The following is a 22,631-nucleotide window of genomic DNA, read 5'->3' as shown; positions in this document are numbered from 1 at the left end:
ACTTAGTATCAAAATCCAGTGTAATTAAGCAGGTGTCAATAAAATCAGCTGCTGCTGGAGAAGCGTTCTTACCCCATCCAATCCCAGTTGCACACCTGCTAAAATATCTGCCACTGTTGAACTAGCATCACACTTTTGCATAAATTCAAACTCTGCTACAGATAAATTAACAATCTGGTAATCGTAATTAAAGAAACATTGGCTGGGAAATCCTTCAATACAAGGATTAAGTTCGGGAATCGCTGCCAATAGGGCGTTATCGTCTGACCAGTTGGACTTGATTAAAGGAGGACGACCGAGGAAAAACTCGTAATGAGTTACTTCTGGATCTAGTAATTCTATCAAACGGTAAACCTGGCGATCGCTCAATTCTTTTGTCCGTTCTACTAACTCTGGTGCTTTGCCTAAAAGTCTCTCCAAATCCCAGAAACTCGGATTCGAGAAACCAATAAACTCCAATCCCGAAGCATCTATTAATTCAAACAGCGTCTCAATGTTGTAGTCAATTTCCTGGGGATGAACGTACATATCCGCAAAGTTTTCATCCTTGTGGTTTTCTAATGACCAACGCTGTTTATCAGATTTGACAATTCGGTTGTTTTCTGGTAAAGAGGCAAATATTTGTCGTCCGACATGAACACCATCGCGGTAGTCGCCTTTTTTGTCACCTTGAAGAAGTGCGATCGCTTTTTGCATGAGTTGAATTTCCCAGCGTCCCAACTCCCCGTACACAAAAATGTGCATTAAGCCGCCTGGGGCTAACTTCTTCGCCAAGGCTTGAATACCACGAATGGGATCGGAGGTATGATGCAAAACACCAACACAGTTGATTAAATCAAACTCACCCGGTAACTGTTCCACATCAAACAAGCTGAGGTGATGAAATTCAACGCGGGTAGCCCCTGAACGCTGACAACGCTCTTTTGCTACAGCTAAAGCGCCAGTACTGAGGTCAATTCCCACAACAGAAGCCTGAGGATTGAGATGAACCAAGTACTCTGTACTCACACCAGTACCGCAACCTGCATCTAAAATCCGAATATCTTGCCTTTGGCGTTTTTGACCTGTGCAAAAGTTATGAGCGGCTAGCCAATTCCAGCGCCAGTTGTAGCCTGGGGGTGGTTCATCCAACAGGGCTTCTGGCGGAAAGGGGTAGGTATTGTAGAGTTTGGCAACAGCAGCACTAACAGTTTGGGAATCGGACATGATGAGGAATAACGCAGCATTTCTGAGTTTAGCGGATAGTGGATGATTAGAGCAAAGATACTACTTTAGGACTTACGCTAAGGTACACGCAGTAGGGGCAATTCATGAATTGCCCCTACCTAAAAATCATTCTTTCCGGCTATTGTTTCGAGGACTTGCTGCTTTCAAACAAGATGTACTAAAAGATTCCCAAGCATCGCTGAGTGTGGAAGTGGCTAGGATTACATTTGGCCCTATAGTTAAATTGATACAAGATTTTGTGACGATTGATCAATTTACACCGCCTATATTGGAAGTAGGTGGTTTAACCCCAATGGGTACGGCGATTGAGTATGCTTTGGATTTTTTAGAAAATCGGAAACAGACTTATAAAGACATTAAAACTTGACGTTGATTGGCGTTTTCTACACACAACAGCACTGAATATATCCTCAATTCTTGAAGCAATTCACATTTCTGGCTATGTTTTGGGTGACATCAAGCCGCAAAATATTCTTGTAAACGATCGCGCCTTACCTTCAATTATTGATACTGATTCTTTTCAGGTTCGGAATCCGAAAAATAATAAGGTTTATCGTTGTCTAGTTGGTTCAAAGGGCTAAGTGCTAACTAAAAGGATAAGTGATCTGTATCTAAATATCCACACAATACTCACTTTGTCTCATTCTCTAAATTAAGTTCACGGCGATCAGCTTCTATATATCCTTCAGCTAGTGGTTGAGAAAATCAAAGAAAGTATTTATAATGAGTGTAATACCACAAGTTGACATTAGTAAATTACCTTCAGAAGTTCAAGCTACTATCAATCTTATTTCCGTAGGCGGTTCTTACCCTCATAGCAAAGATGGCATTGTGTTCAAAAACCTTGAAGGATTACTGCCACCACAACCGCGAGGATATTACAGAGAGTACACAGTACCAACTCCCGGAGCAACAGATAGAGGTAGTCGCCGTCTGATTACTGGGCAAAATGCCGAACTTTATTATACTGCTGATCACTACAATAGCTTTCAAGAAGTCATCTACTAGTCGTGATAAGTAAGGAGGAATATATGAGTGAATTTCTAAATATTTCGTCAATAGATATAAAACAAGGCATACGTGAAGCAGTGGAACAAATAGCCGCAGAACCAGGAACTAAAGTTTTTTATCTTGATGGTAAAAAAATTAATAGCAAAGAAACATTTTTAAGTAAAGCTGCTGAAGCAATGCAATTTCCTACATACTTTGGTGCTAATTGGGATGCTTTTGATGAATGTATCACCGATTTAACATGGTGTCCGGCTGAGAGATACGTCATATTGTATGACCATGCTCATATCTTTGCTCAAGCTGACCCTACACAGTACCAAATAGCGTTGGATATTTTAAATTCAGCCAAAGAATACTGGGAAGATAATAATATAACTCTGAATTTTTTAACTATAAACAAATAGGTCAATTTAGCCTTAAGACAAATTAAGATATAGTCCAATCTTCTAAACGCAAATTAGGAACTTTCTCAAAATCCTTGCGGTTGCGAGTTACTAAAACCCCATTCCCTGACAACATAATTGCCGCAATGCGTAAATCTTGAGTACCAACGCGAATTTTCTGCTTAACTAATTCAGCATAAATATTGCCAGCATCTTCGCTAAATTCCAGGACATTAATACTATTTAAATCATCTAATGTATCTTGTAATCTAGCATAAGCTAAGACTAATTCACCTGATGAATCAGCCCTATTAATAGTATTCATTCTTCCCCGTATTTGTTCAGTAGCCGTCACAATAGTTATTGCAATATCTTGAGGATTAAATGTATTTAATCGCTTTCTAATAGATGGATTACCCCTTTGGATCAAAGATAGGTGATCCGTATCTAATATTCTTAAATTATTCACATCTAAATTTACCTTAACTCCCTTCTTTCATCTAATTCGCGCCGATATTCTTCTATATATTCCAGCATCTCATCAAATTGCGAATCATCTTTATATTTACCAGCTATTTTCAACCAAGGGTTTTCTACTACTTGGGGTACTTCAATTGCTAAAGTGACTATTTTGGCAGATTCTAAACGATGTTGCAAACTTTGACTAAGTTTTTCTATCGCTTCCGTTTCTGTATTTCCTAAACCTTGACAGTCTGGTAAACCTAGCAATGTTGCTTTAACTGTACCATCTGCTTGATTTTCAATCAGCACATCATAAGTTAACTTAGGTGCAGTTGTTAGAGGGGTAGTTTTTACAGCTAAATTCATAATATTTTGATTTTTCAAGTTTTGTATTTATTATAACATCTAGGTCAATTTAGCCTTGAAAAAAATTAACACATAGCCCAATCTTCTAAACGCAAATTAGGAAGTTTCTCAAAATCATTGCGGTTGCAGGTTACTAAAATAACATTCATCGACAACGTAATTGCCGCAATTCGTAAATCTTGTGTACCAATGCGGATTCTTTGACAAATCAAGTCTTCGTAACAATTAATAGCATACTGGTCAAATGCTAGCGATCGCACGTTTTTGAAAAACTCTAAAGTAGCCTGTAACTTGGCGTAAGCTAATAGCAATGCATCAGATGAGGAAGCCTTTCTAATTACATTAAACCTCCCACGCAGTTGTTCTTCAACTGTAATTATTGTTATGGCAATGTTTTCAGGACTGACTGCATTGAGACGCTGCGTGACAACTGGATGCCTCTGTTGAAAAAGCCCGAAAATCTAGGGTTTCGTTCCTCAAATCAACCTACACAGTCTAAGGTTTTTAGGTCTAACCCAAGCGTATTGAGCTATAAATAGATAAGTCAATTTACCTTGAGAATTAGAATACTAATCAATAGAAATAGCGAATATGGAGTAAAACATTATTAATAATCAACGTCAACTTATTCCCAGAGAGGGCAGTATAGGTACTTATGGGGACTTACTCAAACTAGGAAGTAGAGGCGATAACCTTACACCTCATCATATACCTGCGGATGCTTTTATGAAAGCTAAAGTTCCTGGTTATACTACAGATAAAGGAATTGCCATTATGATGGAACACTTATCACCAGGAAAAGGAGGTCGTCATCGGCAAACAATTTCTTACGGTAAATCTCCTAATTTAAGCTTATCAGCAAGAGAAACATTGGCCCAAGAAGTTTGGGATGTGCATTCTATTTATCTTCGTCAAGGTTTGTACAATAGAGAAATCAGGAAAAGTTTGCAAGGTTTAATTAACCTGAATAGACTAACTTGGCAAGGTATTTTTGATAAAGTAGGTTAAAACCCATGAATCAAAACAATCTATTGGCAATTTTAAGAGAAAATCGCTTGATGCAAACTCAACAGCAAGTTACCGACTTTGAAAATGCTTTAGCTGAAATAGCTGATAATCCTGATGAGGAAAATTTATCTGCATATCATCTTGTTTTAGATGATCAATGTCAACAGCCAGAAGTGATGTTCAGCTTAATTCATTTTCTCGAATCTTTTGATATAGAAAAACAAATTGCGGCTTTTATTAAAGTTGTACCCCAATTAATGATCAATGCACCTGAATGGACAAGAATCATTCATGACAGGATTTTAAATGATGGTTCAGCTTGCCAAGTTTATCAAAAACTTTTACACTCAGCTAATTTAAATACACCTCATTTTCTATATCATCTTTTGGAAGAAAGTATTGTAAATAAACTAAAAATTAAAGAAATGTCCAGTATAACTCAATAAATATTAAACTACTTTAGCGATCAAACTCAGATTAAATTGTGAGGAGTAGTAGATTACGCAGTTTTTTAGTTTATAGATTTTAAGATATAGTCCAATCTTCTAAACGCAAATTAGGAACTTTCTCAAAATCCTTGCGGTTGCGGGTTACTAAAGTCCCATTCACTGAAAGCGTAATTGCCGTAATGCGTAAATCTTGAGTACCAATGCGGATTCTTTGACGAATCAAGTCTTAGTAACAATTAATAGCATACTGATCAAATCCTAGCGATCGCACATTTTTGAAAAACTCTAAAGTAGCCTGTAGCTTTTCGTAAGCTAATACCAATGCATCAGATGAGGAAGCCTTTCTGATTACATTAAACCTCCCACGCAGTTGTTCTTCAACTGTAATTATCGTTATTGAAATGTCTTCATAATTGACTGCATTAATACGCTGTGTAACAACTGGATGCAGTTGTTGAAAAAGTGAGACGTGATCCGTATCAAGTATCCATAAAGTCACTTAGTTTCATTCTCCGCATCAAGTTGCCGATAATATTCCTCCATTTGTGCGTCAAGTTCACGACGATCAGCTTCTATATGTGCCAGCATCTCGTCAAATTGCGGATCATCCTTGAACATACCCGCAAATTTCATCCAAGGGTTTTCGGCTTTGGGTGCTTCAATTTCTAAAGTCACAATCTTGGCAGATTCTAAACGATTTTGCAAACTTTGACTAAGTTTTTCTATCGCTTCCGTTTCTGTATTTCCTAAACCTTGACAGTCTGGTAAACCTAGCAATGTTGCTTTAACTGTACCATCTGCTTGATTTTCAATAAGCACATCATAATTTAACTTTGGTGCAATTGTCTGAGAGATAGTTTTTACAGCTAAATTCATAATATTTTTATATTCCAAGTTTTATATTTTTTATAACATCTAGGTCAATTTAGGCTTGAAACAAATTAAGATATAGTCCAATCTTCTAAACGCAAATTAGCAACTTTCTCAAAATCCTTCCGGTTGCGGGTTACTAAAATACCATTCACCGACAACGTAATTGCCGCAATGCGTAAATCTTGAGTACCAACGCGAATTTTCTGCTTAACTAACTCAGCATAAACATTACAAGCTTTAGTATCAAATTCAAGTAATTTTATATTTTTTAAATATTCTATTTCACCCCATAATCCCTTGTATCCCCATATTAATTTGTCATACTTAGACGGTTGATTATTATATTTGTTGATAACATTCAGCCATCCTTTAACTTTCTCCTCTAATGTAATCACTGTTATGGCTAAATTTTCAGGGTTCTGCTGTCTTATGCGTTGTGTGACTAGTGGATAACTATTTTGAAATAACGACAGATGGTCTGTATCTAATATCCACATGATACTTACTTTGTCTCATTCTCCAAATCAATTTGACTCCGTTCAGCTTCTATGTATTCCAGCACCTCAGGAAAAAGAGGGTTATCTTTGTGCATTCCTGCAAATTTCATCCAAGGATGTTCAGTTTGGGGAAGCTGAATTTCCACAGTCAGTATTTCTGGTTCTCGTTCTTGTAAAAGTTGAATTAATTTCTCTATTGCTTCTTCTTTAGTCACACCAGAGGCTTTAAAATCTGGCAATCCTAGCACTGTCGCACTAACTCCGCCATCTTGTTGATTTTCAATCAGCACATCATAATTTAACTTGGGTACAGTATTCTTAGGATAAGTTTTTACACTTAAATTCATAATATTTTCAACCTGAAAGTTTTATATTGATTATAACTGCTGACCTACTTACTGCTAACCTTTAGTTTGTACGTGTTAGCGTAGCGTTTCGTAGAGAGGCTCAAACTCTCAAAGTAGCACGTTTTGTGCTGACTACAAAGCTTTAATAATTTACACTGTCTTACTTATCTATGGTTTGATTTTTATAATATTGTCTTTTGCGATCGCTCCAATGATTTACAACCAATCAGAGTTTAATTTACGCTGTGAGTGGGGGCCACAAGGAGTTGCTCAACTCGCTCCCATCAGTGATGTAGTTGTGATAGTTGACGTTCTCTCTTTTTCTACCTGCGTGGAAATTGCCACCAACAACGGCGCGACAATTTTTCCCTACGCAATGAGAGATGAATCTGTCATAGATTATGCCAAGTCAGTACAAGCAGAATTAGCAAGTCATAGACAACGTTGGACTACAACTGGATATTCCCTCTCGCCAAAATCGGTGACTCAGATTCCTGCTGGAACTAGACTAGTTTTACCGTCACCTAATGGTTCTTTTCTGACTTTACATACAGGGAATACACCAACTTTGGCTGGCTGCTTGCGAAATTGCCAAGCTGTAGCGCAGTTTGCTCAAAAGTATGGTGATAAAATCGCTGTGATTCCTGCTGGTGAAAGGTGGAAAGAAGATAGTAGCCTCCGCCCTGCATTTGAAGATTTAATTGGTGCAGGGGCAATTCTCAGTTATTTAAATGGCAGCTTATCACCAGAAGCCGAAGTTGCTGTGACAACATTTCAGGCTTTCCAGCAAGACTTATTGGGGTACTTGAAAAAATGCAGTTCGGGTAAAGAGTTGATTGAAAAAGGTTTTGAATCAGATGTTGAACTGTCCGCCGCCTACAACGTAAGTGATTGCGTGCCTTTCTTTACTGATAATGCTTATGTAAATTATACGCTACAGGCTTAATCAAACTCAAAAATTACGAATTACGAATTACAAATTACGAATTAGTTAAACGTCGCACTGATTGGTTTGGCAATATTTGGCATTATCTATAAACTCTTGCAACTTATTCAAGGGAATTATCTGCAATGATGACCCACCTTGTACTTCAGCAGCGATGTAAGCAAACTTTTGTCCGCGATAATACTGATCATGTCCAACTTTGGTGATATATCGGGATTTCTGGAAGTCATTAGCAATATTAGAATTATAAATATTTTGTAACAGTTTCACTGCATTGGCATTTTTTGTGGTGAATTTGAGGCGATCGCTACCACTAACGGTTATACCTTCTTTAGTCACTATCCCATTTTGAGAAGTGACATCCGCATAAAAGTATAAATTTCCCTTTGTACCCTCATAGCCGTGGGCTTCGCTGTTGTATCTCAGAGTTGGTAGTTGAGGTCTGGTCTTTGCCCACTTCACAACGGTGCTGATATTTTGCTCTGGAAGCGCATTTGCAGGAGTGACAGCCAAAATAACTGCGATCGCACACAGGGTAGCATTAAATAAGTAGTTAAATTTAGAACTTTTGTGCATCGTATTTTCCGGTTAAAGAATGCTGATAGCAAATGCTCAAACCATCACAAATTAATAATTATTTCCAGAGTGACGTTAATTTATTAATATTCATTTGCCAGTAGCAAAAACAACTTAACATCGACTAATGACTACTGTCCACCGACATTGCTGTAAGCAATTTGCTTTCAACTAAAATTTTGTATAAGTTGTAATAATCGTCGGGTGGACACTGCCACAAACATCAAAATAGAGGTTTTCGGCATCAGTAGACCATGCCTACCCTGTTACTTAGTTACAAAACTTAGATTTTGTCTCAGCCAAATAGGAGTATGTACTCTTAAGACTGGATGCGTCTAAACTACAGGTTCTACATACTTCTTAATAAACGAGCCTTGAGAACGCAAAACGTTCTAATCTAAAAGCTAACCGGGTTAATTTACTGGCAGTTTTGCAGGCACTACTCTCAAGCTTATAAAGCACAGACACACCGATGTGTCAAGCCTCAAAGCGACCCAGACTTAACACATAAATGATTATGATGGGAGTTTTACAAATCCGATGAGTGTTAAGGCAAGTGGTGGAAGCTCAGTTGCGCGTCCGCAACTATATCAAACCCTAGCTGTAGCGACAATTACCCAAGCCGAGCAGCAAGACCGCTTTTTGGGAAGTGGTGAATTAAATGAACTGGCAAGCTATTTTGCCTCTGGTGCAAAGCGTCTAGAAATTTCCCAGACGCTGACGGATAATGCCGAGATTATTGTATCTCGCGCTGCCAACCGGATTTTTGTTGGTGGTTCGCCAATGGCTTTTTTAGAAAAGCCCAGAGAAATAGAAATAGTACCTGTTAGTGCTGGTGCTAATGTTCAGCAAGGGATGCAACTGGGAACTGTAACCTACGTTGAAAGTCGTGGTGGGTTCCTAGAAAATTTACGATCAATATTTAACTCATCCCCCAGTGGCCCGACACCTCCAGGTTTCAGACCAATTAACATTGCTCGATATGGCCCAAGCAACATGGCCAAGAGCTTGCGGGATTTATCCTGGTTCTTGCGCTACGCTACTTATGCGATCGTTGCTGGCGACCCCAACATCATAGCGGTGAACACACGGGGTTTGCGGGAAATAATTGAAAATGCCTGCTCTGGTGAAGCAACGCTGGTAGCTTTGCAAGAAATCAAAGCCGGTTCGCTTTCCTTTTTCCGCAAGGATGCCGAGGCTACAGAGATTGTGTCTCAGTACATGGATGTTTTGCTAACAGAATTCAAAGCAGCCACACCTTCAAATAAACTCCGCCAACGCCCCTCTAGCGACCAGCAAGGGTTGGAACTGCCGCAAATTTACTTTAATGCGTCAGAACGGCGTCCCAAGTTTGTGATGAAAACTGGGTTGTCAAGTAGCGAAAAAAATGAGGTTGTCAAAGCGACCTATCGGCAAATCTTTGAGCGCGATATTACCCGTGCTTATAGCTTGTCGATATCTGACCTAGAATCCAAGGTGAAAAATGGCGACATCTCCGTAAAGGAATTTGTCCGTCGTCTAGCTAAATCTCCCCTTTACCAAAAACAGTTTTACCAGCCTTTTATTAACAGCCGAGTCATCGAACTGGCTTTCCGTCACATTCTAGGACGGGGCCCAAGTAGCCGAGAAGAAGTACAAAAATACTTCTCGATTATTTCTACTGGTGGTCTGCCAGCCTTAGTAGATGCCTTAGTAGATTCTGCTGAATACGGCGACTATTTTGGCGAAGAGACAGTACCCTACCTCCGGGGTCTTGGTCAAGAAGCACAAGAATGTCGCAACTGGGGGCCGCAGCAAGACCTGTTCAACTACAGTGCGCCTTTCCGCAAGATACCTCAGTTCATCACCACATTTGCTGCTTACGAACAACCACTACCAGACCAACATCCCTATGGTTCCGGTAATGACCCCTTAGAAATTCAATTTGGGGCGATTTTCCCGAAAGAAACTCGCAACCCCAGCACCCGTCCGGCTCCTTTTGGCAAGGATACCAAGCGCATCCTAATTCACCAAGGGGCAGGGATTAATAACCAAAATAGCAATCCCAACGCGCGGGGTGAAGCTCCTGGTACCCTTGGGCCCAAGGTGTTCAAGTTAGATCAGCTACCTGGTACTATTGGTAGAAAGGCTGACAAAGGTTCTAGCGTCAGATTCTCCGAAAGCTCGACGCAAGCACTGATTAAAGCTGCTTACCTGCAAGTTTTCGGTCGTGATCTTTACGAAGGTCAGCGCCCAAAGGTATTGGAAATCAAGCTGGAAAACGGCGACATCTCTGTACGAGAGTTTATCCGTGCTTTGGCTAAGTCGGATGTATTCCGCAATCTGTACTGGTCATCGCTCTATGTTTGTAAAGCGATCGAGTATATTCACCGCCGCTTGTTGGGTCGTCCGACTTATGGTCGTCAAGAAATCAACAAGTACTTTGACATAGCTGCTAAACAGGGCTTTTACGCGGTGGTTGATGCCATTATTAACAGCGTAGAATACAGCGAAGCATTTGGTGAAGATACAATTCCTTACGAACGGTATCTGACTCCTGGTGGTGTATCAGGGCGACAATTGCGCGTTGGTAGTATTCGTGAAGATGTTGCGTCGAAAGTTCAAAAGGAAGTAACACCGAGCTTTGTGACATTGGGTACAGTGACAGAAAATCGGTCAGAACCAGATATTCAGTTCCGCATTAACCAAGGCGTCAGCAAGCAACGCGAACAAACCAAAATCTTCAAGTTGGTGGCGAATACCAGTGACAAAGTTGCTGTAAAAACTTTGATCAGTGCAGCCTATCGTCAGATTTTTGAGCGGGATATTGCACCCTATATCGCCAAAAACGAATTTACAAAATGGGAAAGCAAGCTGGGGAATGGCGAAATTAGTGTGAAGGAGTTTATTGAAGGTTTGGGTTACTCGAACCTCTACCTGAAAGAATTCTACACACCTTACCCCAACACCAAGGTGATTGAGTTGGGAACCAAACACTTCTTGGGACGTGCGCCATTAGACCAGGCAGAAATCCGCAAGTATAACCAGATTTTGGCTACTCAAGGTATTCGTGCCTTTATCGGCGCATTGGTAGATAGTGTGGAATATAACCAGGTTTTCGGTGAAGATACGGTGCCTTACCGTCGCTTCCCGACCCTACCTGCGGCAAACTTCCCGAATACAGAGAAGCTGTACAACCAGCTTACCAAGCAAAACGATGACGTAGTTGTACCGAGCTTTAAGCCAGTAGAAGCCCGCGTCGGAGCTAGCGATACGCCGCTTTTGACGCAGGCGATCGCAGATATAGCAACGCAAACAAATGGTCAGTTCTCATTTGCTGAACTGGGTCGTTCCTACAACGATGGGAACAGACAATCTGTGGAAGTAGCTGTGCCTAAACATGCACGTATTTACCGTCTAACTGAAACCACAAACCAAGTCGAAAGACAACAGGCAATTAACGCTATTTACCGTCAAGTGTTAGATGTATTTAGCAGTGAAGTACCTGATAATTTCCGCCGTACTCACCTAGAGGGCAAACTCCAGAATGGTGAAATTTCCGTGCGGGAGTTTGTGCGTCAACTAGCTAGTTCCGAAATCTATCGCCAGCGCTTCTTATCACCTTATCCTCATGCCAAGGTGATAGAGTTCCTCTTCCGTCACCTGTTGGGGCGTACACCCGCAGATCAGGAAGAAATTCGCCAGTATCACAATCTGCTAGCTAATAGTGGTTTGTCTGCTGCTGTAGAAGCAATAATCGATAGCCAAGAATATAGCCGCTACTTCGGTGAAGATGTTGTACCTTACAACCGCTTTCCAATAGGGAATAGGGAGTAGGGAATAGGGAATAGGGAATAGGGAATAGGGAATAGGGAATAGGGTACAGATTATTTACTGTCGCCTGTACCCTGTCCCCTTCGTAACCTTTCGTAATATTGCTCTCAGATTACAGCTAAAATCGGAAATTCTGAAAAGCAATATTACAAAGTATTAAGAGCAGTCATAAATGCTCAACAGAATGCCGGAAAATGTTTTGCGGAAGGTAACTGAGTTTAAAAACTTATTTACTTGTGTTGACTCAAGAAAACTCGTAATTTGTTAGCCGTAACAGTTATTAAACTGTTGTATCTAAAAGAACGAGAAAACGAACTCAGTGAACCGAATTTAAAGTCGCACTAGTTTAATCAAATCCTGGTTTCATTCGTATTTGGAGGAATCCATTAATGAGTATCGTCACGAAAGCTATCGTGAATGCTGACGCAGAAGCTCGCTACCTCAGCCCTGGTGAATTGGATCGGATCAAATCCTTTGTTGCTAGTGGTGAGCGCCGTGTGCGGATTGCTCAAGTTTTGACAGAAAATCGTGAACGCCTGGTTAAACAAGCTGGCGATCAACTGTTCCAAAAGCGTCCTGATGTTGTGTCTCCTGGTGGTAACGCTTACGGTCAAGAATTGACTGCTACTTGTCTGCGTGACCTAGATTATTACCTCCGCCTCGTTACCTACGGTATCGTTGCTGGTGATGTTACCCCCATCGAAGAAATTGGTGTTATCGGTGCCCGTGAACTGTACAAGTCCTTGGGAACTCCTATCGATGGTGTTGCTGAAGGTATCCGTGGACTGAAGAATGTAGCTAGTACATTGCTGTCTGGTGATGATGCTGCTGAAGCTGGTACTTACTTCGACTACTTAGTTGGTGCCTTGCTATAAGGTGATGCTGTTTCTCTGCCGAAACAGAAGTATTGCAATACGGTTGGAAATAAGGAATTAACAACATGGCTCAAGACGCAATTACCGCTGTCATTAACTCCGCAGACGTTCAAGGTAAATACTTAGACTCTGCTGCTTTACAAAAGTTAAAAGTTTACTTCTCCACTGGCGAACTACGGGTACGTGCTGCTAGCACCATCAGCGCTAACGCTGCTGCGATCGTCAAAGAAGCTGTAGCAAAATCTTTGCTGTACTCTGACATCACCCGTCCCGGTGGCAACATGTACACCACCCGCCGCTATGCTGCTTGCATCCGTGATTTGGACTACTACCTCCGCTATGCTACCTATGCTTTGTTGGCTGGAGATCCTTCCATCCTAGATGAGCGTGTATTAAATGGCTTGAAAGAAACCTATAACTCTTTAGGAGTTCCCGTTGGTGCTACCGTGCAAGCTATCCAAGCAATCAAGGAAGTAGCCGCTAGTTTGGTTGGTTCTGATGCTGGTAAGGAAGTCGGTGTTTACTTAGACTATATCTCTTCTGGCTTAAGCTAAGAACTAGTTTGCGCTTAAGAATTTAGGTGCGACTTTATTAAGGTCTGGAAATCAGCCGTGAGTGCTAGAACGTTATATTGCTTATCTTGGTAAATTATCACTGATGAGTGTTGGTGGTCTAGTATTGATGTTTGATTTCCAGCCTTTGAATGATTAAAAGATTTGCACTCAAGATTTTGAGATAAAAAAAGTTTTCACAAAATTTACAGGAGATTTTCAAAACATGGCCCGTTTGTTTAAAATTACTGCTCTAGTTCCCAGCCAAACCAGAATTCGTACTCAACGCGAACTCCAAAATACTTACTTCACTAAGCTAGTTCCTTATGAAAACTGGTTCCGTGAACAGCAACGCATTCAAAAAGCAGGTGGCACAATCATCAAGGTTGAACTAGCAACTGGTAAGCAAGGCGCTAATACTGGCTTGATTTAATTGCTGTAGATAAAACATTATTTTAGAGAATTGGTAAGAGGTCAGTAAAGACCTCTTTTTTGTGGCTAGGATTTTTGAAAATCAAAAGTTAAACATGCTCAACAAGCAAATGCGTACGCTCAACAAGTAAATGCTGTCGCTCAACAAGTAAATGCTGTCGCTCAACAAGCAAATGCTGTCGCTCAACAAGCAAATGCTGTCGCTCAACAAGTAAATGCTGTCGCTCAACAAGCAAATGCTGTCGCTCAACAAGCAAATGCTGTCGCTCAACAAGCAAATGCTGTCGCTCAACAAGCAAATGCTGTCGCTCAACAAGCAAATGCTGTTGCTCAACAAGCAAATGCTGTCGCTCAACCTGACTTTTGACGGGATGTGGAAAAGGGGATAGACTTTTGCAAGAGGTCTAATAGCCGAAACCCTTATTTTCACCTAGGGGCAATTCATGAATTACCCCTACCGCGTGTACTTTGATAGTAAACGTGCGATCGCAAAAATTCATGCTAATCCTAATAAAATTACAATTACTACGGAAGTCAAAAATATTGAGCGAGCGGTGTATTGAAGTTAACAAGTGTAAGATTTATGGTTGTAAAGTCTACTTATGAGTTATAAGTTATGATTTATGAGTTTTATTTCTAACTCCTAATTTCTAACTTTTTACCTGTACTGCTCGTGAATCTACGCCGCCTGATTCCAATTTTTGATAGTTCAGTCTCCAACTGGGCATTAGAAGCGCGGCTGTTGCGCTGGTTAACGTTGATTTGGCTGTTCGTCGGCTTGATCATGCTATTTTCAGCATCCTATCCTGTCGCTGATGGCAATCATCATGATGGGTTGTACTACTTTAAGCGTCAACTGCTTTGGGTCTTAGTTTCCTTAATCGGATTCAATATTATTGTTAATTTGCCATTGCAGAAAATTTTGGGACTATCCCATTGGTTTTTATTACTGTTTTTGGCGTTAATTTTCGTCACACTGATCCCAGGATTAGGAAAAAAAGCTTTCGATGCAGCGCGTTGGATTGCGATCGGGCCAATTCCGATTCAACCATCAGAATTAATTAAACCCTTTTTGGTGCTGCAAAGTGCGCGGCTTTTTGGTCAGTGGGAACGAATCAGTTGGCGGGTTCGCTTGTCTTGGTTGGGTATTTTCGGTCTGGTACTTTTAGGAATTCTTGCTCAACCTAACTTGAGTACAACAGCACTTTGCGGTATGACTATTTGGCTAATTGCTTTGGCAGCTGGCTTACCTTACAACTACCTGGGAGGGACAGCAATTGGCGGAGTGATGTTGGCACTACTGAGTATTAGTATTAAAGAATATCAGCGTAGGCGGGTAATGTCATTCCTCGATCCGTGGGCGGATGCTACAGGAGATGGCTACCAGTTGGTGCAAAGTCTACTAGCTGTGGGTTCTGGTAAAACTTGGGGAGCTGGATTTGGGCTTTCTCAACAAAAGCTGTTTTATTTACCCATTCAGGATACTGATTTTATTTTTGCGGTGTTCGCCGAAGAATTTGGCTTTGTCGGCAGTATGGTATTGTTGGGACTTTTAGCTACATTCGCCACTCTTGGATTAATGGTGGCACTGAAGGCTAAAAATATAGTACATCGATTGGTAGCGATCGGTGTGACGATTTTGATGGTAGGACAATCATTGCTTCATATTGGTGTTGCTACAGGTTCTCTACCGACTACTGGCTTACCTTTGCCCATGTTTAGTTATGGTGGTAATTCCATGATTGCTAGCTTAATAGCTGCTGGGTTACTGATTCGGGTAGCACGCGAGAGTAGCGAAGCTGAGGTAGTACCGTTGCGAAAACCCTTGTTGGAAAATGGCCGCAGACGCCGGGATTTTCAAAAAAATAGGAATTGAGCTAACAAAAGCTTTTTGCAGGAATTAAATAGATTATGGAAGACCTAAAACAAACAATAATCAGCTACTCCAGCACAGACCTCGAACAGCGCAAAAATTGGTATTCTCCGGCAGCAGAAGCTTACAACAAGGCAAGACCCCGCTATCCTCAAGATTTGATTGAGCAAGTTGTGGAAGTTGCTCAACTCTCCACTGACTCAAAAATTCTGGAAGTGGGATGTGGGCCTGGAACTGCAACGGTAGGCATCGCTCCGTTGGGTTGCTCTATAATCTGCTTAGAACCCAATCCAGATTTTTTCCAGTTAGCTCAACACAATTGTCAACCGTATTCTAATGTAGAGATTCAGAACACATCTTTTGAAGAGTGGGAACTCAAGCCATTGGAATTTGATGCCGTTTTAGCAGCGAGTTCTTTTCATTGGATATCACCAGAAGTTGGATATCCAAAAGCAGCAAATGCCCTAAAAGAGAATGGCTACCTGATTTTATTGTGGAACAAGGAACTTCAACCCAGTTATGAGGTATATCAAAGTTTATCGCAAGTCTATCAAGTACATACTCCATCTCTTGACCGATATGAAGACCAAAAAACACAAGAAGACATCTTGAGACAATTAGGAAATATGGCCATTGATTCGGGGCAATTCAAAGACTTGATATCTGGACAAGTTATATCAGAAGTAACCTATACTGTCGAGGAATATTTAACACTTTTGAATACTTACTCGCCATACATAAAATTAGATCCAGAAAATAAAGAGTCTTTGTTTTTGGCATTAAGACATCGCATAGAAGATAATTTTGCAGGCAGTCTTCAACTTTCATATATCTCTGCTTTTCACATTGCTCAAAAAGTCAACTCAGAGGTAAGGGAGTCTTAAATAGGCTATTGCTAAGTGGCAGATTAGGTGGAATTAAGTTAAATATTGTGTAATAAATTTGTCGGTTCTTCATTACATATTATGCTGATATTGCTTTGAAAAATCCTAAAAGCCTTACTCTACAATAAATATACAAATTTTTTGCTAAAATCTTAGGGTTTTGGCAATAATTTGGGCTTTTGACTTTTATTTTTAAGCCAATTTTTGATGTTTAACTAATACAGCATAATTCAGAATACAGAATCCAGGAGTAAAACACGCTTTATACCTGGGGTAACAGACGAATCGTTGTGTACCTCAGCAACTTTAAATCTGCTGTAATTTCGCATAAAAAATACTGAAAAAGCAGATATTTTAAAAAATCCGAAAAGCAGCAACTTCTGTTTGAAGCTTAAGTATATACCTACCAAAATGAGATGCACTCGTTTGAGTTTTCCTCATTACCTTAGCTAGAAGTAAAAAAATGGCAACACTACATACCTCACATTTCCAAGTAAATCCTACAACTTCCACCTCTTATGCCCATAGTTTAGTCTTTATCGACATGGCGGTTGAAGACTATAGCGATTTAGTAAATGGCGTGCTTGATAATGCCCAAGTGTTCGTGCTTGAATCGACACAAGATGGTGTTGAACAAATTACAGAAATTCTAGCGAGTTGCAATCGTCCGAATTTGACTAATATTCATATTGTGTGCCACGGTGCCCCAGGTTACTTACAATTGGGCAACACCCATTTAGGACTGGATACCCTCGACGAATACAGCCAGCAACTGCAACTATGGCAAAAGATATTTTCAATCTCTGCCAAAAGCGATAACCTTTGGAACTTACTCATCTATGGTTGCAATGTAGCTTTGGGTGATGCGGGGACAGAATTTGTAGACAAACTGCACCAACTCACCAAAGCAAATATTGCCGCTTCTCGTGGGCGAATTGGCAATGCAGCATTAGGTGGTAACTGGGAGTTAGAAGTCCGCACCACTGATATGGAAGCGAGTTTCGCATTTGCAGAAACGACGCGACAAACTTACGCAGGGGTACTGGCGACGTTCACGGTGAATAATACTGGGGACACAGATGATGGTGATGCGAACAACGGCATCACAACACTCCGGGAGGCAATTAACTTAGCCAATGCTACTGCTGGGGATGATGCGATCGCTTTTGGGGGAATATTCAACGATACCACCCCAGATACCATCACCCTCACATCTGGGCAACTGACGATTACCGATGATGTTAGTATCTTTGGGACTGGAACATCTAAGCTTACTGTGAGTGGAAAGAATGCCTCTACAGTATTCGAGATATCAGGACTAGCAACAGGTGTCAATATTAATGGACTGGCGATCGCTAGCGGCAATATTAAGGTTAATAGAACTTCCATCCTCAACCTAGCAAAAAGCAGTGTATCTGGTAATACAGTAGGAAATGGCATCTCTAATAGCGGCATCCTCAGTCTTGCTAACACCAGCGTCTTTGGCAATACGCAAGGCGGTATCTATAACGCTGGTACTCTCAGCCTAACGGGAAGCAGTGTTTATGCCAATACCGGGGGAAGCAAGATTTTTAATAGCAATACTGCCGGAGGCGGCATTTTTAATGACGCTTCCTCTGGTAAAACTGGTATTCTCAGCCTAATTAACAGCAGTGTCTCTGGCAATACGGCAAACTCCGGTGGTGGTATCTATAATCAAGGCGGTACTCTCAGCCTGACCAATAGCACTGTCTCTGGCAATACTGCAACCTCTGGCGGTGGCATTTTTAACGGAGATGATGGTGGTTATAGTTTCGGTTCAGCTACTCTAACTAATAGCACCATCTCTGGCAATACAGCGTTAGAGGATGGCGGTGGCATATACAATGGCAGCGCCTACGTGGGTGGCAACAGCCTCACCCTAATCAGCACTACAATTAATAACAACACAGCCGACTCAGATGGTGATGGTACTGGCAATGGCGGGGGTGTTTTTAGTGACTCTGATGAGAGCAAGGTTAGTAACACCATTATTGCAGGCAACTTCGACAAGTCCACCTCCGGTGATATACACCCCGACGTGAGTGGTGGGCTGATTGACTCCGGCAATAACCTGATTGGCAATAATACTGGTAGCACTGCCTTTACCACCAGCACCCTCGTCGGCACAAGTGCTAGCCCCATTGACCCCAAACTCGGACTGCTGCAAAATAACGGTGGTGCAACCTTTACCCAGGCGTTGCTTGCGAATAGCCCCGCTATTGATGCTGGCAATAATTCCCTAGTTCCTACTGGTGTCACCACTGACCAACGCGGCACTCAATTTAACCGGATATTCAACGGTGTTGTTGATATTGGTGCTTACGAAGTCCAGTCCCCCATCACTTTGCCACCTGTTAATACTGGCACAGTGGTGACTAATACCAACGATTCTGGATCGGGGTCGTTACGGCAGGCTATCCTCAATGCCAATGCGACCGTTGGGGCAGATACGATTACCTTTGCGGGCGTGTTCACCGATGCCACCCCAGATATCATCACCCTGACCTCTGGCAAATTAACCATTACCAATGATATTACCATTTTGGGGACTGGGGCATCTAACCTCATTGTGAGTGGGAATAATTCATCAGGCGTGTTTGAGATATCGGGTTCTGGGACAGATGCCAGCATTGATGGCTTGAAGATTGCTAATGCTAATGATCCCTTAGGCAGTATTTTGCTCAATAGCAATACCAGCCTCAGCCTGACGGGAAGCACTGTCTCTGACAATAGAGGGGAAGTAGGCGGCATATTTAATAGAGGCACTCTCAGCCTGACGGGAAGCACTGTCTCTGGCAATAGGGGGTCGTCCTTAGGCGGCGGCATCTTTAACAAAGGCAACCTGAGCCTAACTAGCAGCACTGTCTCTAATAATTACGCATACGTCGGTTACAATACAGCCTATGGCGGCGGTATATTCAACATAGGCAAACTCAGTATAAATAACAGCACTGTCTCTAATAATAGCGCGGACGCCAGCGGTCTTAATCGGGGAGGCCCTGACCCTTACCCATCCTATGGTGGTGGCATTTATAACTCCGGTACTGTTGATATCACTAACAGCACTGTCTCTGGTAATAGGGCGGCAGACGGCGGTGGCATCTCTAACTCAGGTACTTTTAGGCTGATTAACAGCACTGTCTCTGATAATACTGTATATTACACTGGCGGCGGCATCTTGAACAGCGGCACTCTCACCCTCACCAATGACACCATTACCAATAACACAGCAGAGGGCTTTTATGGTGTTCTTGGCAACGGTGGGGGTGTTGTCAGTAATGGCGGCACTGTTATCGTTGGCGATACCATCATTGCAGGCAACTTCTACACAGTCTATTCTGACGATATCCGCGATTCCAGTTATTCCCGCGACGTTTCCGGCAACTTCACCGACGCTGGTAATAACCTAATTGGCGACAACACAGGTAGCACTGGCTTTACCACCAGCACCCTCGTCGGCACCAGAACCAACCCCATTGATCCAAAACTCAGCCCCCTCCAAAATAATGGTGGTGCAACCTTTACTAATGCCTTACTTGCGGATAGTCCCGCCATTAACGCTGGCAATAATGCTCTGATTCCAGCAGGTATCACCACCGACCAACGCGGCGCTGGATTTGACAGAATATCCAAGGGTACAGTTGATATTGGTGCATTAGAGTTTAATGGGCTGAATGGAACCAATGGCGCTGATAATTTAGTAGGCAAGAACTACAGTGACATAATTAACGCTCAAGCCGGGAACGATACCATCACAGGTAATCAAGGCAACGACATCCTAACTGGTGGCGGCGGCAAAGATAAATTTATTTACAACTTAGGTGACGGTGTTGATACCATTACCGATTTCGGTGGGTTAGGTAAAGCCTCAAATCCATCAGCAGCAATCATTGCCGAAGTGGATACCCTGAAATTTCAAGGTGCTGGATTGACAGCCCGAAATCTACTACTCACCCAGAATAGTAACAATCTGGAAGTTACCTTTGAAGGGGTGGCTGATGATAAAGTTATCCTGCAAAACTTTCCCCTGGAAAACCTAGAGAACGTAGCGGCAGTGGGCAATATCCTGTTTAATGGGCAAACCAGCATTAGTGAAAGCTTTGATGTCTTCGATGCCAACTCCACCCAAAACGCTATCTTCAACAAGAACTCAGTCACCTTTCTCAATGACCTGAACAACAATCTCAATGGGTTTGACAACTCAGCAGATGTTATTAATGGTCAAGCGGGCGATGACCGCATCGATGGCAAGAGTGGTAACGACCTGCTGCGCGGTGGTGCTGGTAAGGATACCCTGACTGGTGGTGCTGGTAATGATACCCTGCTCGGTGGTACAGGTAATAATAGCCTCATCGGAGATGCTGGTAATGACATCCTCATTGGCGGTGATTTTAGTGATACGCTGACTGGCGGTAGCGGTAATGACCAGTTCATCTACCAAACCCTTAGCAATAGTGATACAATCACTGACTTTAATAAAAGCGAGGATAAGTTAATCCTTACTGACTTGTTTAAGAGTAGAGGCTACAGTGGCAGCAATCCCATCTCAGATGGTTATCTACAGTTTGTGCAATCGGGTACTTCTACACAAGTTCAGTTTGCCTACTTTGGTGACAATTTTTATACCTTTGCAACTTTGAATAATTTCACCGCTACAAATCTGGTAGTTGGTAGTAACGTCATCGTCTAGCTCTGAATTCTAGTCTGTAGGGACTGTCTTAAAAGTCAAGCGATCTGCCCACCTTTCTCTAAGAGAATAAGACGCACACTAGGCCACTTACAAGTAATAAAATGGCCAGTTGGCGCTTTTGCCAACAATAAGTAGGCAGGCATAATTAAACATAAAATAAAATCCTAGTTCGTAGTGAGCGATTCATCGCTCAAAACAAGGATTATCAGGACTAAAGTCCTTACTACAAACTTTAATTTATTTACGCCGAGCTACTTATCATTGAAACGACTGGACGTTTTATTTTTTGCATGTCTCCAAACCACGCCAGCTAAAATTAGATTCATTAACGCAGAGTTAGGCGAAAAGGGCGATTTAATAATTATTGAGCAAGATGGGGGCAAAGCTGCGATGCCTACGGCGGTAAACTACGCACATTGGGGCGATGCAGACTATTAATTTTGGGTTACTGTAGCGAAAGAAGTTTTGGATTTTAGATTTCACAGACATCTAAAATCCAAAATATATAACTCTTAGAGTTGCCGCACTAATGGCTGACCATCTTTGACTTCACCAATCAAAACTAAATCGACACAGTTAACGAAAATACCATTTTCCAGAACACCGGGAATGTTATTCAATGTCTTTTCTAGGCTGACTGGATCTTCAATAGAGTCAAATCGGACATCTAAAACAAAATTGCCTTGATCAGTAATCACTGGGCCAGCTTTTTTTACACCCATGCGGAGTTCTGGTTTGCCACCAAGTTTTTTGATGGCATTAGTCACAGGAGTAATTGCCATTGGAATCACTTCCACAGGCACAGCGAAAGTAGAACCCAAACGGTCTACTAACTTACCACTATCTACCACAACGATAAACTGTTCTGCCAGGTAATCTACGACTTTTTCGCGGGTATGTGCTGCACCACCGCCTTTAATCAAATTCTTCTGCGGATCGACTTCATCTGCGCCATCAATGGCAATATCGATGTGGTCAATAGCATCCAAAGTGGCGAGAGGTACACCATATTGCTTCGCCAGTACTTCTGACTGAAATGATGTAGGTATACCAATGATATCTTGAAGTTCACCAGACTTGAGGCGATCGCCCAAAAACTGAATCGTATATGCTGTAGTTGACCCCGTACCCAACCCCACAATAGAACCCGACTTTACTAAGGCGGCGGCGGCTTTGCCAACTTCTTGCTTCATCAACTTTACGGGATCTGCTGCTGCGGTCATTGCCAAAACTCCTGAAAAACTGACTATAGTCCATAGTAGTGGGCAGATAACCTCAAAAGATGAAAGGTAAAAAACAAGTTTTTGCTAGTTTCTACTTCCTTGATTAGGGAATTCTAAAAAATAA

The 22,631-nt window shown here is 41.7% G+C and carries 25 protein-coding genes and 1 pseudogene; 15 read left to right on the top strand and 11 right to left on the bottom strand.

Going from position 1 to position 22,631, the window contains the following annotated elements:
- Nucleotides 1–24: 24 nt before the first annotated feature.
- Nucleotides 25–1,206, bottom strand: a complete 1,182-nt coding sequence (locus tag LC653_RS06165) for a class I SAM-dependent methyltransferase (RefSeq protein WP_229493372.1) — start codon at nucleotides 1,204–1,206, stop codon at nucleotides 25–27.
- A gap of 109 nt (nucleotides 1,207–1,315) precedes the next feature.
- On the opposite strand from LC653_RS06165, the gene LC653_RS06160 reads away from it, so the two are divergent.
- The 3 genes from LC653_RS06160 (at nucleotide 1,316) to LC653_RS06150 (ending at nucleotide 2,642) form a co-directional block, all read left to right on the top strand.
- Complete coding sequence (locus tag LC653_RS06160) at nucleotides 1,316–1,594, top strand: vWA domain-containing protein (RefSeq protein WP_308189045.1); 279 nt, start codon at nucleotides 1,316–1,318, stop codon at nucleotides 1,592–1,594.
- Between the two features lie 356 nt (nucleotides 1,595–1,950).
- Complete coding sequence (locus tag LC653_RS06155) at nucleotides 1,951–2,235, top strand: guanyl-specific ribonuclease (protein WP_229493370.1); 285 nt, start codon at nucleotides 1,951–1,953, stop codon at nucleotides 2,233–2,235.
- Between the two features lie 23 nt (nucleotides 2,236–2,258).
- Nucleotides 2,259–2,642, top strand: coding sequence for a barstar family protein (locus LC653_RS06150; RefSeq protein ID WP_229493368.1), 384 nt, complete (start codon nucleotides 2,259–2,261; stop codon nucleotides 2,640–2,642).
- A 22-nt stretch (nucleotides 2,643–2,664) separates the two neighbouring features.
- Here the strand turns inward: LC653_RS06150 and LC653_RS06145 are convergent, their stop codons facing one another.
- The 3 genes from LC653_RS06145 to LC653_RS06135 all read right to left on the bottom strand — a co-directional run bounded on the left by LC653_RS06145 (nucleotide 2,665) and on the right by LC653_RS06135 (nucleotide 3,760).
- Nucleotides 2,665–3,090 carry a type II toxin-antitoxin system VapC family toxin gene (locus LC653_RS06145; RefSeq protein WP_229493366.1) on the bottom strand — a complete coding sequence of 142 codons (426 nt, stop codon included), beginning with the start codon at nucleotides 3,088–3,090 and terminating at the stop codon, nucleotides 2,665–2,667.
- A gap of 8 nt (nucleotides 3,091–3,098) precedes the next feature.
- The gene (locus LC653_RS06140; protein ID WP_229493364.1) at nucleotides 3,099–3,449 is read right to left on the bottom strand and encodes a hypothetical protein; all 351 of its coding nucleotides are present in this window, start codon (nucleotides 3,447–3,449) and stop codon (nucleotides 3,099–3,101) included.
- A gap of 65 nt (nucleotides 3,450–3,514) precedes the next feature.
- Nucleotides 3,515–3,760 (bottom strand): type II toxin-antitoxin system VapC family toxin, encoded by a 246-nt coding sequence (locus LC653_RS06135; RefSeq protein ID WP_229493363.1) that lies wholly within the window; start codon nucleotides 3,758–3,760, stop codon nucleotides 3,515–3,517.
- A gap of 415 nt (nucleotides 3,761–4,175) precedes the next feature.
- Between LC653_RS06135 and LC653_RS06130 the strand changes: the two genes are divergently transcribed.
- Nucleotides 4,176–4,457, top strand: coding sequence for a hypothetical protein (locus tag LC653_RS06130; protein WP_229493362.1), 282 nt, complete (start codon nucleotides 4,176–4,178; stop codon nucleotides 4,455–4,457).
- A gap of 5 nt (nucleotides 4,458–4,462) precedes the next feature.
- The gene (locus LC653_RS06125) at nucleotides 4,463–4,903 is read left to right on the top strand and encodes an Imm30 family immunity protein (protein ID WP_229493361.1); all 441 of its coding nucleotides are present in this window, start codon (nucleotides 4,463–4,465) and stop codon (nucleotides 4,901–4,903) included.
- Nucleotides 4,904–4,982: 79 nt separating this feature from the next.
- Here the strand turns inward: LC653_RS06125 and LC653_RS46765 are convergent, their stop codons facing one another.
- The 5 genes from LC653_RS46765 to LC653_RS06105 form a co-directional block, all read right to left on the bottom strand.
- Nucleotides 4,983–5,129, bottom strand: a complete 147-nt coding sequence (locus tag LC653_RS46765; RefSeq protein ID WP_308189044.1) for a type II toxin-antitoxin system VapC family toxin — start codon at nucleotides 5,127–5,129, stop codon at nucleotides 4,983–4,985.
- A 3-nt stretch (nucleotides 5,130–5,132) separates the two neighbouring features.
- Nucleotides 5,133–5,405 carry a PIN domain-containing protein gene (locus LC653_RS46760; protein WP_308189043.1) on the bottom strand — a complete coding sequence of 91 codons (273 nt, stop codon included), beginning with the start codon at nucleotides 5,403–5,405 and terminating at the stop codon, nucleotides 5,133–5,135.
- On the bottom strand, nucleotides 5,402–5,782 hold the full coding sequence (locus LC653_RS06115) for a type II toxin-antitoxin system HicB family antitoxin (RefSeq protein WP_229493360.1): 381 nt from the start codon (nucleotides 5,780–5,782) through the stop codon (nucleotides 5,402–5,404). Before LC653_RS06115 ends, LC653_RS46760 begins: the two co-directional genes overlap by 4 nt.
- Before the next feature lie 65 nt (nucleotides 5,783–5,847).
- A complete protein-coding gene (locus LC653_RS06110; protein ID WP_229493358.1) occupies nucleotides 5,848–6,276 on the bottom strand; it encodes a type II toxin-antitoxin system VapC family toxin in 429 nt (142 codons plus the stop codon).
- A gap of 5 nt (nucleotides 6,277–6,281) precedes the next feature.
- Nucleotides 6,282–6,623 carry a type II toxin-antitoxin system HicB family antitoxin gene (locus LC653_RS06105; RefSeq protein ID WP_229493356.1) on the bottom strand — a complete coding sequence of 114 codons (342 nt, stop codon included), beginning with the start codon at nucleotides 6,621–6,623 and terminating at the stop codon, nucleotides 6,282–6,284.
- Nucleotides 6,624–6,834: 211 nt separating this feature from the next.
- On the opposite strand from LC653_RS06105, the gene LC653_RS06100 reads away from it, so the two are divergent.
- Nucleotides 6,835–7,569, top strand: a complete 735-nt coding sequence (locus LC653_RS06100; RefSeq protein WP_229493354.1) for a 2-phosphosulfolactate phosphatase — start codon at nucleotides 6,835–6,837, stop codon at nucleotides 7,567–7,569.
- Between the two features lie 45 nt (nucleotides 7,570–7,614).
- Here the strand turns inward: LC653_RS06100 and LC653_RS06095 are convergent, their stop codons facing one another.
- Nucleotides 7,615–8,145, bottom strand: coding sequence for a hypothetical protein (locus LC653_RS06095; protein WP_229493353.1), 531 nt, complete (start codon nucleotides 8,143–8,145; stop codon nucleotides 7,615–7,617).
- Between the two features lie 540 nt (nucleotides 8,146–8,685).
- Between LC653_RS06095 and LC653_RS06090 the strand changes: the two are divergent.
- The 9 genes and pseudogenes from LC653_RS06090 to LC653_RS06050 form a co-directional block, all read left to right on the top strand.
- A pseudogene (locus LC653_RS06090) lies at nucleotides 8,686–11,943 on the top strand (phycobilisome rod-core linker polypeptide); the annotation flags it as partial.
- 404 nt (nucleotides 11,944–12,347) lie between these two features.
- Nucleotides 12,348–12,833 carry an allophycocyanin subunit alpha gene (gene apcA / locus LC653_RS06085; protein ID WP_229487389.1) on the top strand — a complete coding sequence of 162 codons (486 nt, stop codon included), beginning with the start codon at nucleotides 12,348–12,350 and terminating at the stop codon, nucleotides 12,831–12,833.
- A gap of 65 nt (nucleotides 12,834–12,898) precedes the next feature.
- Nucleotides 12,899–13,387 carry an allophycocyanin subunit beta gene (apcB, locus tag LC653_RS06080; RefSeq protein WP_229493344.1) on the top strand — a complete coding sequence of 163 codons (489 nt, stop codon included), beginning with the start codon at nucleotides 12,899–12,901 and terminating at the stop codon, nucleotides 13,385–13,387.
- Nucleotides 13,388–13,610: 223 nt separating this feature from the next.
- On the top strand, nucleotides 13,611–13,817 hold the full coding sequence (locus tag LC653_RS06075) for a phycobilisome linker polypeptide (RefSeq protein WP_229487371.1): 207 nt from the start codon (nucleotides 13,611–13,613) through the stop codon (nucleotides 13,815–13,817).
- A gap of 214 nt (nucleotides 13,818–14,031) precedes the next feature.
- Nucleotides 14,032–14,205 carry a hypothetical protein gene (locus LC653_RS06070; RefSeq protein WP_229493343.1) on the top strand — a complete coding sequence of 58 codons (174 nt, stop codon included), beginning with the start codon at nucleotides 14,032–14,034 and terminating at the stop codon, nucleotides 14,203–14,205.
- 284 nt (nucleotides 14,206–14,489) lie between these two features.
- Nucleotides 14,490–15,692 (top strand): FtsW/RodA/SpoVE family cell cycle protein, encoded by a 1,203-nt coding sequence (locus tag LC653_RS06065; RefSeq protein ID WP_229493342.1) that lies wholly within the window; start codon nucleotides 14,490–14,492, stop codon nucleotides 15,690–15,692.
- A gap of 35 nt (nucleotides 15,693–15,727) precedes the next feature.
- Nucleotides 15,728–16,573, top strand: coding sequence for a class I SAM-dependent methyltransferase (locus tag LC653_RS06060; RefSeq protein ID WP_229493340.1), 846 nt, complete (start codon nucleotides 15,728–15,730; stop codon nucleotides 16,571–16,573).
- A 463-nt stretch (nucleotides 16,574–17,036) separates the two neighbouring features.
- Complete coding sequence (locus LC653_RS06055; RefSeq protein WP_229493338.1) at nucleotides 17,037–21,284, top strand: DUF4347 domain-containing protein; 4,248 nt, start codon at nucleotides 17,037–17,039, stop codon at nucleotides 21,282–21,284.
- 261 nt (nucleotides 21,285–21,545) lie between these two features.
- Nucleotides 21,546–21,722, top strand: coding sequence for a hypothetical protein (locus LC653_RS06050; protein ID WP_229493336.1), 177 nt, complete (start codon nucleotides 21,546–21,548; stop codon nucleotides 21,720–21,722).
- Nucleotides 21,723–21,796: 74 nt separating this feature from the next.
- Here the strand turns inward: LC653_RS06050 and rpiA are convergent, their stop codons facing one another.
- Nucleotides 21,797–22,507 carry a ribose-5-phosphate isomerase RpiA gene (rpiA, locus tag LC653_RS06045; protein ID WP_229454789.1) on the bottom strand — a complete coding sequence of 237 codons (711 nt, stop codon included), beginning with the start codon at nucleotides 22,505–22,507 and terminating at the stop codon, nucleotides 21,797–21,799.
- Nucleotides 22,508–22,631: the final 124 nt, after the last annotated feature.

The sequence above is a fragment of the Nostoc mirabile CHAB5784 genome, assembly GCF_020829645.1.
In the GTDB taxonomy this organism is placed as follows: domain Bacteria; phylum Cyanobacteriota; class Cyanobacteriia; order Cyanobacteriales; family Nostocaceae; genus Nostoc; species Nostoc mirabile.
Note: the sequence above shows the minus strand (reverse complement) of the source record. Positions and strands in the feature narration are given on the sequence as shown.

Coding starts and splice junctions, on each gene's coding strand:
- LC653_RS06165 (WP_229493372.1), bottom strand. CDS start 1,206: ATGTCCGATTCCCAAACTGTTAGTGCTGCTGTTGCCAAACTCTACAAT.
- LC653_RS06155 (WP_229493370.1), top strand. CDS start 1,951: ATGAGTGTAATACCACAAGTTGACATTAGTAAATTACCTTCAGAAGTT.
- LC653_RS06150 (WP_229493368.1), top strand. CDS start 2,259: ATGAGTGAATTTCTAAATATTTCGTCAATAGATATAAAACAAGGCATA.
- LC653_RS06140 (WP_229493364.1), bottom strand. CDS start 3,449: ATGAATTTAGCTGTAAAAACTACCCCTCTAACAACTGCACCTAAGTTA.
- LC653_RS06130 (WP_229493362.1), top strand. CDS start 4,176: ATGAAAGCTAAAGTTCCTGGTTATACTACAGATAAAGGAATTGCCATT.
- LC653_RS06125 (WP_229493361.1), top strand. CDS start 4,463: ATGAATCAAAACAATCTATTGGCAATTTTAAGAGAAAATCGCTTGATG.
- LC653_RS06115 (WP_229493360.1), bottom strand. CDS start 5,782: ATGAATTTAGCTGTAAAAACTATCTCTCAGACAATTGCACCAAAGTTA.
- LC653_RS06110 (WP_229493358.1), bottom strand. CDS start 6,276: ATGTGGATATTAGATACAGACCATCTGTCGTTATTTCAAAATAGTTAT.
- LC653_RS06105 (WP_229493356.1), bottom strand. CDS start 6,623: ATGAATTTAAGTGTAAAAACTTATCCTAAGAATACTGTACCCAAGTTA.
- LC653_RS06100 (WP_229493354.1), top strand. CDS start 6,835: ATGATTTACAACCAATCAGAGTTTAATTTACGCTGTGAGTGGGGGCCA.
- LC653_RS06095 (WP_229493353.1), bottom strand. CDS start 8,145: ATGCACAAAAGTTCTAAATTTAACTACTTATTTAATGCTACCCTGTGT.
- apcA (WP_229487389.1), top strand. CDS start 12,348: ATGAGTATCGTCACGAAAGCTATCGTGAATGCTGACGCAGAAGCTCGC.
- apcB (WP_229493344.1), top strand. CDS start 12,899: ATGGCTCAAGACGCAATTACCGCTGTCATTAACTCCGCAGACGTTCAA.
- LC653_RS06075 (WP_229487371.1), top strand. CDS start 13,611: ATGGCCCGTTTGTTTAAAATTACTGCTCTAGTTCCCAGCCAAACCAGA.
- LC653_RS06070 (WP_229493343.1), top strand. CDS start 14,032: ATGCTGTCGCTCAACAAGCAAATGCTGTCGCTCAACAAGCAAATGCTG.
- LC653_RS06060 (WP_229493340.1), top strand. CDS start 15,728: ATGGAAGACCTAAAACAAACAATAATCAGCTACTCCAGCACAGACCTC.
- LC653_RS06055 (WP_229493338.1), top strand. CDS start 17,037: ATGGCAACACTACATACCTCACATTTCCAAGTAAATCCTACAACTTCC.
- rpiA (WP_229454789.1), bottom strand. CDS start 22,507: ATGACCGCAGCAGCAGATCCCGTAAAGTTGATGAAGCAAGAAGTTGGC.